At 60.3% G+C, this 13,834-nt stretch carries 13 protein-coding genes; 9 read left to right on the top strand and 4 right to left on the bottom strand.

Features of this window, described 5'->3' with window-relative positions; genetic code table 11:
• Nucleotides 1–80: 80 nt before the first annotated feature.
• Nucleotides 81–1,226, top strand: a complete 1,146-nt coding sequence (locus tag AB3226_RS13860) for an MFS transporter (RefSeq protein ID WP_367373455.1) — start codon at nt 81–83, stop codon at nt 1,224–1,226.
• A 185-nt stretch (nt 1,227–1,411) separates the two neighbouring features.
• Here AB3226_RS13860 and AB3226_RS13855 read toward each other — a convergent pair whose 3' ends face one another.
• Nucleotides 1,412–2,992, bottom strand: a complete 1,581-nt coding sequence (locus AB3226_RS13855; RefSeq protein ID WP_367373454.1) for a phospholipase D family protein — start codon at nt 2,990–2,992, stop codon at nt 1,412–1,414.
• A 58-nt stretch (nt 2,993–3,050) separates the two neighbouring features.
• Nucleotides 3,051–4,472: a PLP-dependent aminotransferase family protein gene (locus AB3226_RS13850; RefSeq protein WP_367373453.1), complete on the bottom strand. Its 1,422-nt coding sequence runs from the start codon at nt 4,470–4,472 to the stop codon at nt 3,051–3,053.
• 179 nt (nt 4,473–4,651) lie between these two features.
• Between AB3226_RS13850 and AB3226_RS13845 the strand changes: the two genes are divergently transcribed.
• On the top strand, nt 4,652–4,897 hold the full coding sequence (locus tag AB3226_RS13845) for a DUF1127 domain-containing protein (protein WP_367373452.1): 246 nt from the start codon (nt 4,652–4,654) through the stop codon (nt 4,895–4,897).
• A 143-nt stretch (nt 4,898–5,040) separates the two neighbouring features.
• Here AB3226_RS13845 and AB3226_RS13840 read toward each other — a convergent pair whose 3' ends face one another.
• Nucleotides 5,041–6,354 (bottom strand): NAD(P)/FAD-dependent oxidoreductase, encoded by a 1,314-nt coding sequence (locus AB3226_RS13840; RefSeq protein ID WP_367373451.1) that lies wholly within the window; start codon nt 6,352–6,354, stop codon nt 5,041–5,043.
• A gap of 148 nt (nt 6,355–6,502) precedes the next feature.
• Here AB3226_RS13840 and AB3226_RS13835 point away from each other — a divergent pair, with 148 nt between their 5' ends.
• Nucleotides 6,503–6,856: a YkgJ family cysteine cluster protein gene (locus AB3226_RS13835; RefSeq protein ID WP_007894729.1), complete on the top strand. Its 354-nt coding sequence runs from the start codon at nt 6,503–6,505 to the stop codon at nt 6,854–6,856.
• 124 nt (nt 6,857–6,980) lie between these two features.
• Here AB3226_RS13835 and AB3226_RS13830 read toward each other — a convergent pair whose 3' ends face one another.
• Complete coding sequence (locus tag AB3226_RS13830; protein WP_003206849.1) at nt 6,981–7,469, bottom strand: Lrp/AsnC ligand binding domain-containing protein; 489 nt, start codon at nt 7,467–7,469, stop codon at nt 6,981–6,983.
• 156 nt (nt 7,470–7,625) lie between these two features.
• On the opposite strand from AB3226_RS13830, the gene dadA reads away from it, so the two are divergent.
• From dadA to AB3226_RS13800, 6 genes are all read left to right on the top strand, one after another.
• Entirely contained in the window at nt 7,626–8,930 is a 1,305-nt protein-coding gene (dadA, locus tag AB3226_RS13825) for a D-amino acid dehydrogenase (protein ID WP_367373450.1), read from the top strand.
• Entirely contained in the window at nt 8,902–9,255 is a 354-nt protein-coding gene (locus tag AB3226_RS13820; RefSeq protein WP_367373449.1) for a RidA family protein, read from the top strand. The genes dadA and AB3226_RS13820 overlap by 29 nt, the downstream gene beginning before the upstream one ends.
• Before the next feature lie 99 nt (nt 9,256–9,354).
• Nucleotides 9,355–10,428 carry an alanine racemase gene (gene alr, locus AB3226_RS13815; RefSeq protein ID WP_367373448.1) on the top strand — a complete coding sequence of 358 codons (1,074 nt, stop codon included), beginning with the start codon at nt 9,355–9,357 and terminating at the stop codon, nt 10,426–10,428.
• A gap of 128 nt (nt 10,429–10,556) precedes the next feature.
• Complete coding sequence (locus AB3226_RS13810) at nt 10,557–11,105, top strand: cupin domain-containing protein (RefSeq protein WP_007894746.1); 549 nt, start codon at nt 10,557–10,559, stop codon at nt 11,103–11,105.
• Nucleotides 11,106–11,286: 181 nt separating this feature from the next.
• Nucleotides 11,287–11,703 (top strand): cytochrome c5 family protein, encoded by a 417-nt coding sequence (locus AB3226_RS13805; RefSeq protein ID WP_123720235.1) that lies wholly within the window; start codon nt 11,287–11,289, stop codon nt 11,701–11,703.
• Nucleotides 11,704–11,836: 133 nt separating this feature from the next.
• Nucleotides 11,837–13,759 (top strand): acetyl-CoA hydrolase/transferase C-terminal domain-containing protein, encoded by a 1,923-nt coding sequence (locus AB3226_RS13800; RefSeq protein WP_367373447.1) that lies wholly within the window; start codon nt 11,837–11,839, stop codon nt 13,757–13,759.
• Nucleotides 13,760–13,834 lie beyond the last annotated feature (75 nt).

The following is a 13,834-nucleotide window of genomic DNA, read 5'->3' as shown; positions in this document are numbered from 1 at the left end:
AATGTCAGTACGCCATCGCGGGCAAGCCCGCTCCCACACTGTTTTGTGTTGCACATAGAATATCCACAGGAGCGTGGAACATGCGTTGGGCGACGTATTTCGCCGTTTTGGCGTCTGTCTTGAGTGTCGGCCTGGCCCTGGGTGTCAGCATGCCGTTGGTATCGCTGCGTCTGGAAGGCTGGGGTTACGGCTCGTTCGCAATCGGCGTGATGGCGGCGATGCCGGCCATTGGCGTATTGCTGGGGGCGAAAATCTCCAGCCACCTCGCGGCGCGTCTAGGCACGGCCAATTTGATGCGCCTATGCCTGTGGGCCGGGGCGGTGTCCATCGGTTTGCTGGCCGTGTGGCCGAGCTATCCAGTCTGGCTGGTGTTGCGGTTGATGATCGGGGTAATTCTGACGCTCGTCTTCATCCTCGGTGAAAGCTGGATCAACCAACTGGTGGTCGAGCAATGGCGCGGTCGACTGGTGGCGCTGTATGGCAGTAGCTATGCGCTGAGTCAGTTGGCCGGGCCGTTACTGTTGGGTGCGTTGGGTACCGAGCATGATTATGGTTTCTGGGTCGGCGTCGGTTTGCTGATGACGTCACCGTTCCTGCTGTTGGGCCGCAGCGGCGCACCCACCAGTGAAGCCTGCAGCGTAACCCTCGCAGACTTGTTGACCTTCTGCCGTGGCTTGCCGGCGATTGCCTGGGCGGTATCGCTGTTCGCGGCGTTCGAAGCGATGATCCTGACCTTGCTGCCGGTCTATTGCCTGCGTCAGGGCTTCACCACGGAAATCGCCTTGGCGATGGTCAGCACGGTGGTGGTGGGTGATGCCTTGCTGCAATTGCCGATTGGCGCGCTGGCCGATCGCTTGTCGCGGCGTACGTTATTTACCGGTTGCGCGATGCTCTTGCTGCTGTCGAGCCTGGCGATTCCGTTGCTGATCGACACGCTGCTGATCTGGCCGCTGTGGGTGTTGTTTGGCGCCAGTGCCGGTGGTTTGTTCACCTTGTCGCTGATCTTGATTGGCGAGCGTTATCGCGACGATGCCCTGGTGCGAGCTAATGCCCACATCGCGCAGCTCTGGGGTATTGGTTGCCTGATCGGGCCATTGGCGGCGGGTGCCGGCAGCCAATGGATCAGCGGGCATGCCTTGCCGTTGCTGATGGCAGCGGGCGCATTGGGGTTGGTGATTCTGGTATCGCGGCAAGGGGCGTTTGGCACGGTTGCCGAACCGGCCTGAACGCTGCACAAACCTGTGGTGAGGGGGCTTGTCTGTGGCGAGGGAGCTTGCTCCCGTTGGGTCGCGCAGCGGCCCTGAATCATGCGCCACCGCTTATTCAGATAGAACGCGGATGCCGATTTGCGACTGCTGCGCAGCCGAGCGCGGGCAAGCGCCCTCGCCACAATTCATCACCAGCCTTCTGGCTACAACATCCGCTCCAGACCGACCATGCTGCTGAGCCATGAATTGAAACGCCTCCACCAGCCCCCCGGTTCTTTGGTCAATGTGTGCTGCTTGCCGTCATCTTCGGTGACCCAGACGATCTGACCCTTTTCCAACCGGGCCTGATAGCTGAGGGCAGGCGCCATGCCCTCAAGTGCCAGTTCGCGCACCCGCCCGGCGAGCTGCGGGTTGTCCACCAGTACCCCGACTTCGGTGTTCCACAGTACCGAGCGCGGGTCGAAATTGAACGAGCCGATGAAGGTTTTCTGTCGGTCGAAAACCATCGCCTTGCTGTGCAGGCTGGAATCGGAACTACGGTAGGTGCTGCTCCCGCTGTGGAACAGGCTCGGTCCGCTGCCGCTGTCACCGCTATCGCCGGGCTGGCGGCGCAATTCGAACAATTGCACCCCATGCTCCAGCAAGGCTTTTCGATAAGGCGCGTAACCACCGTGCGTGGCCGGTACATCGGTGGCTTCCAGTGAATTGGTCAGCAAACTAACCGACACGCCTGCATCGGCGCGACCGGTCAAATACACCAGGCCCGGTTGGCCGGGCACAATGTAGGCCGAAACCATGATCAGCTCCTTGCTGACCCCATTGAGCTCGGGCGCCAACTGGGTGGTCAGCTGCAAGTGCGGCTCCGGCTCACCCTTGGACAAGACCTTGCTCGGTGCGTCCCACAACGCCTGGTTCCAGGCCCAGATCAGCTCCCGGCGCCAGACATCCAGGCGAGGGTGAGTGGTGTAGGCCATTAGCTGCTGATAAAGCGCGTGGTTCTGTTTGCGCGTTTCCTCCAGGGATTCGTCCAGTCGGGTCCGGGTGTTTCTCAGATCCCTGGCTGTCGGCTTGGTCGAGAGAAACTGCTCGATCGGCTTGCTCAGGGCGCTGTTCCAGTACTCGTCGAAGCTGTGCCCTAGCTGCTCTGCAACCGGGCCGACACTGAGCATGTCGATGTCGGTGAAGTTCATGTTGGGCTCGGCATCGAAATACTCATCCCCCAGGTTGCGCCCGCCAACGATCGCTGCGCTGTTGTCCGCCACCCACAGTTTGTTGTGCATGCGCCGGTGTTGCAGCGACAGGTTGAAGAACCGGCCCATGGTTCGCGTAACGACGGTGCTGCGGCCCAGGTGCAGCGGGTTGAACACGCGGATCTGAATCTGCGGATGGGCGGCAAGGGTCGCGATGATCCGGTCCAGGCCATCGCTGGTGGTATCGTCGAGCAGAACCCGCACCCGTACGCCGCGGTCGGCGGCATTGAGCAGCTCGCTCACCAGTATCCGTGTGCTGATGCCGTCGTGGACGATGTAGTACTGCAGATCGAGGCTGCTTTGGGCGTTGCGAATCAGCTCGGCGCGGGCGGTGAAGGCCTCGGCGCTGTCAGAGAGCAAGCGAAAGCCCGATTGGCCCTGATGGGGGGCGGCCTGGGCCCGGATCGAACGGCCGAACGCCGAGTCTGCTGCCGGTAGGGCCTGACTCGGTTCGCGAGGGACGTCGAGCGTCGCGCAGCCACCCAGGAACGAGGCGAGTAACAGAAGAGCAAGCAGGGGCTGTCTGATTCTCACGGAGCATGTTCCGTTGGCGGCCTTGTTAGTTATATGGACGCCGGATCCCGAAGAAAGGTCAGTCGGCTTCCGCCAGCAGTTTGATGGCTGCCGCACCGACCTTGCGCACCGCTTCTTCGATCTGCGGGGTTGTTTTGGCAGCGTAGTTCATCCGCAGGCAATTGCGGTATTTGCCCGAGGCGGAAAAGATGCTGCCGACAGCGATCTGTACGCCTTGATCATGCAGCGCCCGATTAAGTTTCAGGGTGTCGAAGCCCTCCGGCAGTTCGACCCACAACATGAAGCTGCCTTGCGGACGGCTGGCCCGAGTGCCAGCGGGGAAGTAGCGGGTCACCCAGTCGATCATCGCGTCGCGATTGCGCTGGTATTGCGTGCGCATCTTGCGTAAATGCGGTTCGAAGTGCCCGGCCTTGAGAAATTCGGCAATCGCAATCTGCGGTTGCGGCGCGGTGGAGCCGGTGCTGATGTATTTCATGTGCAGCACCCGTTCCAGGTAACGGCCCGGTGCGACCCAGCCAATGCGCAGGCCTGGTGCCAAAGTCTTGGAAAAAGAACTGCAGAGCAGGACGCGGCCGTCTTCGTCGAAGGATTTGATCGTGCGCGGGCGCGGGTAGGTGTAGGCCAGTTCGCCATACACATCGTCCTCGATAATCGCCACGTCGAAACGCTGTGCGAGTGTCAATAGCGCACGTTTGCGCGCCTCCGGCATGATGTAGCCCAGCGGGTTGTTACAGTTGGGGGTCAACTGTATGGCTTTGATCGGCCATTGCTCCAGCGCCAGTTCCAAAGCATCGAGGCTGATGCCGGTGAGCGGGTCGGTGGGGATTTCCAGGGCTTTCATGCCCAAACCCTTGAGCGTCTGCATGGCGCCGTGAAAGCTCGGCGAATCTACGGCGACGATGTCACCCGGCTCGCAGATGGCGCGGATGCTGGTGGACAGTGCTTCATGGCAACCGGTAGTGATCACCAGATCGTTGGCGCTCAACTGGCAGCCGGAGTCGAGCATCAGGCGAGCGATCTGCTCGCGCAATTCGAGGGTGCCGTAGATGTTGTCGTAATACAGGCCGGGCATGTCCTGTCGACGGCTGATTCGCGCCAGGTTGCGCAGCAGCGGTTTCATGGTCGGCGTGGTGATGTCCGGCATGCCGCGACCCAGTTGCACGACGTCCTTGCGCGGTACGGCGCGGATCAGTTCCAGCACTTGATCCCACTGCGAAATATCCACTGGTCGTTGGGCTGGCCGGCCAACCACTGGCAGCTCCGGCAGCTCACGACTCACTGGTACGAAGTAGCCGGACTTGGGTTTGGGCATCGCCAGACCGACGTCTTCCAGCACTCGATAGGCTTGCTGCACCGTGCTCAGGCTGACCCCATGTTCGACACTCAGTGCCCGCACCGAGGGCAACCGGTCGCCGGGACGATAGAAGCCCTGTTCGATACGAGTGCCGAGCAATTCGGCGAGGTTGACGTAAAGGGTCATGGCGCAGTCTCGGTGTGGATGATTCGGTTAACCAGTACAGATGGGGCAAAAATATGTGATTCAGAGGCTGAAACGGAAAATCTGTATGGAGTTAATACACCATCGTTGAATCTGTAATGCTTTTCGCCGTCCGCGCATCATGAAAGCTCTGGCTACCCAAGTAAACAGGAGCAATGAAAATGAACGGCTTGAGCGATGTGCGGCTGACGTTACACAGTCAGGAACTGGCGGCAGGGCAAAAAAACGGCGCACGCGAGGCGGTCATGCGCAACGCACCGTCCTGCCTGGGTCGCTGGGGCCTGTTCTGGCATCGTCTGCACACGCGCAAGGTGTTACTGGAATTGACGCCGGAACAGCTCAGGGATGTCGGATTGAGTCAGGCGCAGGCGCGGGAGGAGGGGCTTAAACCGTTCTGGCGGATCTGAGTTCCAGGGCGCTCTTACGGGCCTCATCGCGGGCAAGCCCGCTCCCACAGGGATTGGCGGTGAACACAATTCTTGTGAACACCAGCGACCATTGTGGGAGCGGGCTTGCCCGCGATGAGGCCCGTAAGAACGCAGCTAACCGATCAGGCCAACTCCTTCATCCGATGCCACAACATCCCCAACGCCAACAACGGCGAACGCAAATGTTTACCGCCGGGGAAGGTGATATGCGGCACCTTGGCGAACAGGTCGAAACCACCGCCCTGCTGACCACTGATAGCTTCAGCCAACAACTTCCCCGCCAGGTGCGTGGCGTTCAACCCATGCCCGGAATAGGCCTGGGCGTAATACACATTTGGCTGATCTTTGAGCCGACCGATCTGCGGCAGGCGATTGGCGCCGATACCGATCATCCCGCCCCATTGATAGTCGATTTTCACCCCGGCCAGTTGCGGGAACACCGCCAGCATCTTCGGTCGCATGTACGCGGCGATGTCTTTCGGATCGCGCCCTGAATAATGGCAGGCGCCGCCGAACAGCAAACGTCGGTCCGCCGAGAGTCGGTAGTAATCCAGCGCCACCCGTTGATCGCAGACCGCCATGTTTTGCGGCAGCAGCGCGTGAGCCTGTTCTTCACTCAAGGGTTCGGTGGCGATGATGTAACTGCCGGCGGGCAGCACCTTGCCGCCGAGTTGCGGATTGAGATCGTTGAGGTAGGCGTTGCAACCCAGCACCAGCGTCTTCGCGCGAACCGAGCCCTGGGCGGTGTGGACTTTGACCTCGGGGCCGTAATCGATGCGGGTCACCGCCGATTGTTCGAACAGCTTCACGCCCAATTGCCCGGCGACGGCCGCTTCGCCGAGTGCCAGGTTCAATGGGTGCAGATGCCCGGAGCCCATGTCGATCAAGCCGCCGACATAACGGTCGGAACCCACCACGCTGTGCATTTCATTGGCTTGCAGCAGACGGGTTTCGTAACGGTAACCAAGGCTGTGCAGCTCGATCGCGTCTTCGGCAAAGCCTTCCAGGTCCTGGGCTTTATTGGCGAGGTCGCAGTAACCCCAGGTCAGGTCGCAAGGGATCTGAAAACGCTCGATCCGCTGTCGGACGATTTCCACCGCTTCCAGGCCCATCAGTTTCATCTGACGCACACCGTCTGCACCGATCACGTTGGCGAACTGATCGAGGCCATGGCCGACGCCGCGAATCAATTGCCCGCCATTGCGTCCGCTGGCGCCCCAACCGATCCTGTGCGCTTCCAGCAGCACCACGCTGAAGCCGCGTTCGGCCAATTCAATCGCGGTGTTCAGCCCGGAGAACCCGCCGCCCACCACACACACGTCCGCAACCAGCTCACCTGTGAGCGCCTCAAGATCGGGTTGCGGCAAGCTGCTGGCGGCGTAATAAGAGGCCGCGTGTTGATGGCTCGGGGCGGGTTGCTGAACGGGGGCGTTCATGTGCGTCATCCTGAGTTCGTGTGTTTGAAAAAGTTGACGGAGCATAAGCCGCCGCTTCGGACACGGGCAACACCGGTCGGTTGGCGCTGTCTGGATCGGGGTTTTTGCGTCAGAATCCCGGTCTATTCCGCATTCGGTCACCGTTTCGATGAGTTGCAACAGCCAGAAAATTCGCACGCTGCGCCAGCAGATTCCCTCTTTCGAGTGCGTGCCCGGCTGCCATGACTGCTGCGGGCCGGTGACCACCTCGCCCGAAGAAATGTCCCGCCTGCCGCGCAAGACCCGGGCGGAGCAGGATGCGGCGATGGATGAGCTCAACTGCGTCCATCTGGGCCCCAACGGCTGCACGGTGTATGACGAGCGCCCGCTGATCTGTCGGCTGTTCGGTACCACCAAGACGTTGCCATGCCCCAACGGACGGCGACCGGTGGAGCTGATCCATCCGCGGGTCGAGAAGCAGATTCATGAGTACATGGCTTCTACCCGACAGGTGTTGGTCTGACTGTTGCGTGAATCAGAGTCACCGAGTCGACCCCATCGCGGGCAAGCCCGCTCCCACAAGATCGGCGCAACACCTGTGGGAGCGGGCTTGCCCGCGATGGGGCCCGAACATGCACCACAAAGCCTCAATCCGGAATCGGCAGGTTCAAGCTCTCTTTCACTTCTTCCATCACGATATAGCTCTTGGATTCGCGCACATGCGGCAGCTTGAGCAGGATGTCGCCCAGCAGTTTGCGGTACGAGGCCATCTCGGAAATCCGTGCTTTCACCAGGTAATCGAAATCCCCTGACACCAAATGGCATTCCAGTACGTGGGGCAGTTTCAGCACCGCGCGTCGGAACTCTTCGAAAGTATCGCCGGATTTGTAGTCGAGGCTGATCTCGACGAACACCAGCAAGCTACCCTTGAGGTGCTGCGGATTCAGGCGAGCGTTGTAGCCCATGATGATCCCTTCGCGCTCCAGTCGCCGTACCCGCTCGGTGCAGGGCGTGGTGGAGAGGCCGACCTTTTCCCCGAGTTCGGTGAAGGAAATACGCCCGTCCGCTTGCAGGATCCGCAGGATGTTGCGGTCGATCTTGTCCAGCTCACGTTTGGTCTGAGTGTTGGTCCGCATAGGGGATGCGCCTCCGTGAAAAGGGTTTTTGCCGAGAATTGTCGCCAAATATAGGCACTTATATAGTGAAAAGCACTGGCTAATCTTTTTTAAACTGCCCACATCTTCGGTCTGCACAATAAACGTCAGCGGTAAGCCGCGATGAGGGATATGAAAATGCGCGTTCTGGTCTTGGGTAGCGGCGTCATCGGTACCGCCAGTGCCTATTATCTGGCACGAGCCGGTTTTGAAGTGACGGTCGTCGATCGTCAACCAGCAGCGGCCATGGAAACCAGTTTCGCCAATGCCGGGCAGGTTTCGCCGGGTTATGCCTCGCCGTGGGCCGCGCCGGGCGTGCCGCTCAAAGCCATCAAGTGGCTGTTGCAGCGTCACGCACCACTGGCGATCAAGGCCACTGCCGACATCGACCAATACCTGTGGATGGTGCAGATGCTGCGCAACTGCACCGCCAGCCGTTACGCGGTGAACAAGGAGCGCATGGTGCGCCTGTCCGAGTACAGCCGCGACTGCCTCGACGAATTGCGCGCCGAAACCGGCATTGCCTACGAAGGCCGCAGCCTGGGGACTACCCAGCTGTTCCGCACCCAGGCGCAGCTTGATGGCGCCGCCAAAGACATCGCCGTGCTGCAAGAGTCCGGCGTGCCGTTCGAACTGCTCGACCGCGCCGGTATTGCCCGGGTCGAACCGGCCCTGGCCAGTGTCACCGACATCCTCGCCGGTGCCTTGCGCCTGCCGAACGACCAGACCGGCGACTGCCAGATTTTCACCACCCGCCTGGCCGAAATGGCCACGAAACTGGGTGTGGAATTCCGTTTTGGCCAGGACATCCAGCACCTCGACTTCGCCGGTGATCGCATCAACGGCGTGTGGATCGACGGCAAGCTGGAAACCGCCGACCGCTACGTGCTGGCGCTGGGCAGCTACTCGCCGCAATTGCTCAAGCCGTTGGGCATCCGGGCTCCGGTGTATCCGCTCAAGGGTTACTCGCTGACCGTGCCGATCATCAACCCGGCGATGGCCCCGACGTCGACCATTCTCGATGAGACCTACAAGGTCGCGATCACCCGTTTCGACAACCGCATCCGCGTCGGCGGCATGGCGGAAATTGCCGGTTTTGACCTGTCGTTGAACCCGCGTCGACGCGAAACCCTGGAGATGATCGTCAACGACCTTTATCCTCAAGGCGGCGATCTGCCCCAGGCGAGCTTCTGGACCGGCCTGCGTCCGACCACGCCGGACGGCACCCCGATTGTCGGCGCCACGCCGTTCAAAAACCTGTTTCTGAATACGGGCCACGGTACGCTCGGCTGGACCATGGCCTGTGGCTCCGGTCGTTTGCTGGCTGACCTGATGGCGAAGAAAACGCCGCAGATCAGTGCCGAAGGCCTCGATATTTCCCGTTATGGCAACAAACTTCAGGAGTCCGCAAAACATGTCAATCCAGCGCCAGCTCACCAATGAGCGCATGAGCCCGATCGTTGTCCACAACAGTACCGTGTATCTGGCAGGGCAGGTCGGCGATGACATGAGCGCCGGGATTGAACAGCAGACCCGTGAAACCCTCGCCAACATCGAGCGTTTGCTGGATCTGGCCGGGACCGACAAGAGCCGTCTGCTGTCGGTGACGATTTACCTGAAAGACATCGATGCGCACTTCGAAGGCATGAATTCGGTGTGGGACCAGTGGCTGCCGAAAGGCGTTGCCCCGGCCCGCGCTACCGTTGAATCGAAGCTGTGCGAACCGCAAATCCTGGTTGAGCTGTCGGTTGTCGCCGCGCTGCCATAACGCTCAGCCAGAAAGATCCCTCTCCCGGCGCTGTTGGCGGTTCACGCTGTCAGCCAGTGCCGGTTTTTTATTCCAATGACCGACTAGAAGTCTGCCGCCATGCGTCCAGCCCGTGCCCTGATCGACCTTCAAGCCCTGCGCCACAACTACCGGATCGCCCGTGAAGTCACGGGGGCAAAAGCCCTCGCGGTGATCAAGGCCGATGCCTATGGCCATGGCGCAGTGCGTTGCGCCCAGGCGCTGGAAGCCGAGGCGGACGGGTTTGCCGTGGCGTGTATTGAAGAAGCGTTGGAGCTGCGTGCCGCCGACATTCGTGCACCGGTGTTGTTGCTCGAAGGCTTTTTCGAAGCTGATGAGCTGTCACTGATCGTCGAGCATGACTTCTGGTGCGTGGTGCATTCGCTGTGGCAGCTCGAAGCCATCGAAAAAGCCGCGCTGAGCAAACCGATCACGGTCTGGCTCAAGCTCGACTCGGGCATGCATCGGGTTGGTTTGCACCCGGCGGATTACCAGGCGGCCTATCAACGGCTGCTGGCCAGCGGCAAAGTGGCGAAGATCGTGCTGATGAGTCACTTCGCCCGCGCCGATGAGCTGCACTGCCAGGCCAGCGCCGAGCAGGTTGCGGTGTTCGAGGCGGCGCGTCAGGGTTTGGCGGCCGAAATCAGTCTGCGTAACTCGCCGGCGGTGCTCGGTTGGCCGCAGATTCCGAGCGATTGGGTGCGCCCAGGCATCATGCTCTACGGCGCAACGCCGTTCGAAGAGGCCAATGCCGTGGCGTCCCGCCTGCAACCGGTGATGACCCTGGAATCGAAAGTAATTTGCGTGCGTGAACTGCCGGCCGGCGAGCCGATTGGCTATGGCGCGAAATTCGTCACCCCCAAGCCAATGCGCGTTGGCGTGGTGGCGATGGGGTATGCCGACGGTTATCCGCGCCAGGCACCGACCGGTACGCCCGTGATGGTCGCCGGGCAGCGCAGCCAGTTGATTGGCCGCGTGTCGATGGACATGCTCTGTGTCGACCTGACCGATGTACCGCAAGCCGGCCTCGGTTCGCCCGTCGAGTTGTGGGGCAACAATATCCTCGCCAGTGACGTTGCGACGGCCGCAGGCACGATTCCTTACCAGATCTTCTGCAATCTGCGTCGAGTGCCGCTGCTCTATTCCGGGGCCTGACGAATAACACTCCCGACCGAAAGTCGCTTCGCCAAACAGGATTCAGGCCCAAGTGTTGTAAATACTGAACGCTGTCGCCATGATAACGCTCAATATTCCTGCAACCTGAATCCCTGGAGGCGCAAGCATTGGACGTCGGTGAACGACTGCAATCGATCCGTAAGCTCAAAGGTCTTTCCCAGCGTGAGCTCGCCAAACGCGCGGGTGTTACCAACAGCACCATTTCGATGATCGAGAAGAACAGCGTCAGCCCCTCGATCAGTTCGCTGAGGAAGGTACTGGGCGGGATTCCCATGTCCATGGTCGAGTTCTTTTCCGAAGAAATCCTGCAGGAAAAACCGACTCAGATCGTCTACAAGGCCCACGAGCTGATCGATATTTCCGATGGGGCAGTGACCATGAAACTGGTCGGTCGGGCTCACCCGAGCCGGGCTATCGCGTTCCTCAACGAAATCTACCCGCCTGGCGCCGATACCGGTGACGAGATGCTCACCCATGAGGGCGAGGAAACCGGAATTCTGGTGGAAGGTCGGCTGGAGCTGGTGGTCGGGCTCGAAACATTTGTGCTCGAGGCCGGCGATAGCTACTACTTTGAGAGTACCAAGCCGCACCGCTTCCGTAATCCGTTCGATGCCCCGGCGCGACTAATCAGCGCAGCTACCCCAGCGAATTTCTAAGAGAAGAGGCGTCCTGCCCGGATTGTGGAGACGCCCATGCTGTATTTCCGCCCACGATAAAACCCCTTCGACTTTGGGGTTGTTTCAGTGTGACGGGCTTACCGCTATACTTGCGCCCGCCTGCGAACCGTGGCCGTGGGCGTGACTAGCCACCATTGAGGGTGAACGCGTGAATCTAATTATGAAAATGCTGGCTGTACCAGCAACCGTATTGGCCCTTTGGGCAGTCAGCGCACAAGCAGCGACCAACGACGATATTGCTAAACGTCTTGAACCCGTCGGCCAGGTTTGTGTGCAGGGCAAAGAATGCAAGGGGATGGAAGTCGCTGCATCTGCTGGTGGCGGTGGTGGTGCCAAGACCCCTGACGAAGTGATTGCGAAACATTGCAACGCTTGCCACGGTACCGGCCTGTTGGGCGCACCGAAAATCGGTGATGCCGCAGCCTGGGGCGAGCGCGCCAAGAAAGAAGGCGGCCTGGACGGCTTGCTGGCGAAAGCAATCTCCGGCATCAACGCAATGCCGCCAAAAGGCACTTGCGCCGATTGCGCAGACGCCGAGCTCAAGGGCGCCATCCAGAAGATGTCTGGCCTGAAGTAAGCCCGGTCTTCAACGAAAAGCCGCTTGCGAGCGGCTTTTTTGTGCCTGCGATTTACCCCTGAGGCTATGCTTTGCAGCAAAGACCCAGCAAGCTCGGTCCAATCCCAATTCATGGAGCGGGCGGGAGGATCAGATGGTGCAGTTGTGTTCTATCGAGCAGGCGGTCGATGACGTTCTGGCGCGGTTGCCGGCGCATATCCACATGGGATTGCCGCTGGGGCTGGGCAAGCCCAATCACTTCGTCAACGCGCTGTATCAACGGATCGCGCAACTGCCCGAGCGGCAACTGACGATTTACACCGCCCTGTGCCTCGGACGCCCACCATTGGGCGATGGTTTGCAAAAGCGCTTCCTCGAACCCTTCATCGAGCGGGTGTTCGGCGATTATCCGGAACTGGATTTCCTCGCCGACCTGCATCGCGACAGCCTGCCAGCCAACATCCACATTCATCAATTTTTCATGCAGCCAGGCAGCCTGCTTAACAGCGCGTCGGCCCAGCAGGATTACGTCAGCAGCAATTACAGCCACGCCGCCCGGGACATCAATGCCGCTGGCTTGAACCTGGTGGCGCAACTGGTCGCCAGCCACAGCGAGCATCCCGATCGCCTGAGCCTGAGCTGCAATCCGGACATCACCCTCGACCTGTTGCCGATGATCGCCAAACGCAGGGCGGCGGGGGAAACGATCCTGCTGGTGGGGCAGGTACACAACGATTTGCCGTACATGCCTGGCGATGCGGAAATCGGCATCGACAGCTTCGACCTGCTGATCGACGCGAAGGACGAAACCACACTGTTTTCTACACCGAACATGCCGGTGGGTTTCCAGGATCATTTCATCGGACTGCACGCCAGCACGCTGGTGCGCGACGGCGGCACTTTGCAAATCGGCATCGGTGCCATGGGTGATGCCCTGACGGCAGCGTTGCTGGCGCGACAGGCTGACAGTGATGGTTACAAGGCGTTGTTGGCGGATCTGAATCTCAGCCAATGGGCGCAGCTGATTGAGCGCGAAGGAGGCATCGAACCGTTCGCCAAGGGCCTTTACGGTTGCAGCGAAATGTTCGTCAACGGCTTACTGGTATTAGCAGACGCCGGGATCGTGCGGCGCAAGGTCTACCCGGACGTGCCGACCCAACAGCAGGCGAATGCCGGCACGCTGGACGAGGCCGCCCAAACGGATGGGATCTGCGTGCACGGCGGGTTTTTCCTCGGGCCGCGCAGTTTCTATGAACGCCTGCGGGAGATGCCCCAAGGCAAACGACTCGAATTCAACATGACCCGCATCAGCTACATCAACGAGCTCTACGGTCAGGAACAACTCAAGCGCTTGCAGCGCCTTGATGCGCGCTTCATCAACACTGTCTTCACCATGACCTTGCTCGGCGCCGGCGTGGCCGATCAACTCGAAGATGGGCGGGTGCTGAGCGGCGTCGGCGGGCAATACAACTTCGTCGTCCAGGGCCATGCGCTGGAAGGCGCGCGTTCGATCCTGCTGCTGCGCAGTTGGCGCGAGTCGGGCGGTGAAGTCAGTTCGAATATCGTCTGGGAATACGGCCACTGCACGATCCCGCGGCAACTGCGGGATATCGTCGTCACCGAGTACGGCATCGCTGATTTGCGCGGCAAGACCGACGCGGCAGTGATCGAGACGTTGCTGAATGTCAGCGACTCACGCTTCCAGCCGGGGCTGATCGAGCAGGCGCAGAATGTTGGCAAATTGCCGAAGCATTTCCGCCTCGATCCGCGTTTCGCCGACAACAGCCCACAGCGGTTGCAGGCCATTCAGGCTCGGCATTCGAATCTGTTTCCGGAATATCCGCTGGGCTGTGATTTCACCGCTGAGGAACGGGACTTATTGCGGGCGCTGAACTGGTTGAAGAGCAAGTTCAAGCTTACGGAGATTCTGGAGTTGGGCAAGGCTGCGCTGGATGCTCCGCAGCCTTCGGAATTCCCGGTGCATCTGGAAAGGATGCAGCTGACCAACCCGGAAGGGCTGAAAGAGGATTTGTTTCAGCGGTTACTGCTCACCGGCCTCAAAGCCACCGCACAATAACTGCCACCACAAAAACCTGTGGGAGCGGGCTTGCCCGCGATGAGGTCATAACATTCAACATTGATGTTGGATGTT

It is taken from the genome of Pseudomonas lini, assembly GCF_964063345.1.
Classification (GTDB): Bacteria; Pseudomonadota; Gammaproteobacteria; order Pseudomonadales; family Pseudomonadaceae; genus Aquipseudomonas; species Aquipseudomonas lini_B.
The sequence above is the reverse complement of the archived record's forward strand: the minus strand, read 5'-3'. Positions and strand labels throughout refer to the sequence as shown.

What these genes read in the sequence shown, in the direction of transcription:
- AB3226_RS13840 (WP_367373451.1), bottom strand. Translation starts at nt 6,354, where the DNA reads ATGAACGCCCCCGTTCAGCAACCCGCCCCGAGCCATCAACACGCGGCC.
- AB3226_RS13845 (WP_367373452.1), top strand. Translation starts at nt 4,652, where the DNA reads ATGAACGGCTTGAGCGATGTGCGGCTGACGTTACACAGTCAGGAACTG.
- alr (WP_367373448.1), top strand. Translation starts at nt 9,355, where the DNA reads ATGCGTCCAGCCCGTGCCCTGATCGACCTTCAAGCCCTGCGCCACAAC.
- AB3226_RS13805 (WP_123720235.1), top strand. Translation starts at nt 11,287, where the DNA reads ATGAAAATGCTGGCTGTACCAGCAACCGTATTGGCCCTTTGGGCAGTC.
- AB3226_RS13850 (WP_367373453.1), bottom strand. Translation starts at nt 4,472, where the DNA reads ATGACCCTTTACGTCAACCTCGCCGAATTGCTCGGCACTCGTATCGAA.
- dadA (WP_367373450.1), top strand. Translation starts at nt 7,626, where the DNA reads ATGCGCGTTCTGGTCTTGGGTAGCGGCGTCATCGGTACCGCCAGTGCC.
- AB3226_RS13820 (WP_367373449.1), top strand. Translation starts at nt 8,902, where the DNA reads ATGTCAATCCAGCGCCAGCTCACCAATGAGCGCATGAGCCCGATCGTT.
- AB3226_RS13830 (WP_003206849.1), bottom strand. Translation starts at nt 7,469, where the DNA reads ATGCGGACCAACACTCAGACCAAACGTGAGCTGGACAAGATCGACCGC.
- AB3226_RS13800 (WP_367373447.1), top strand. Translation starts at nt 11,837, where the DNA reads ATGGTGCAGTTGTGTTCTATCGAGCAGGCGGTCGATGACGTTCTGGCG.
- AB3226_RS13860 (WP_367373455.1), top strand. Translation starts at nt 81, where the DNA reads ATGCGTTGGGCGACGTATTTCGCCGTTTTGGCGTCTGTCTTGAGTGTC.
- AB3226_RS13835 (WP_007894729.1), top strand. Translation starts at nt 6,503, where the DNA reads ATGAGTTGCAACAGCCAGAAAATTCGCACGCTGCGCCAGCAGATTCCC.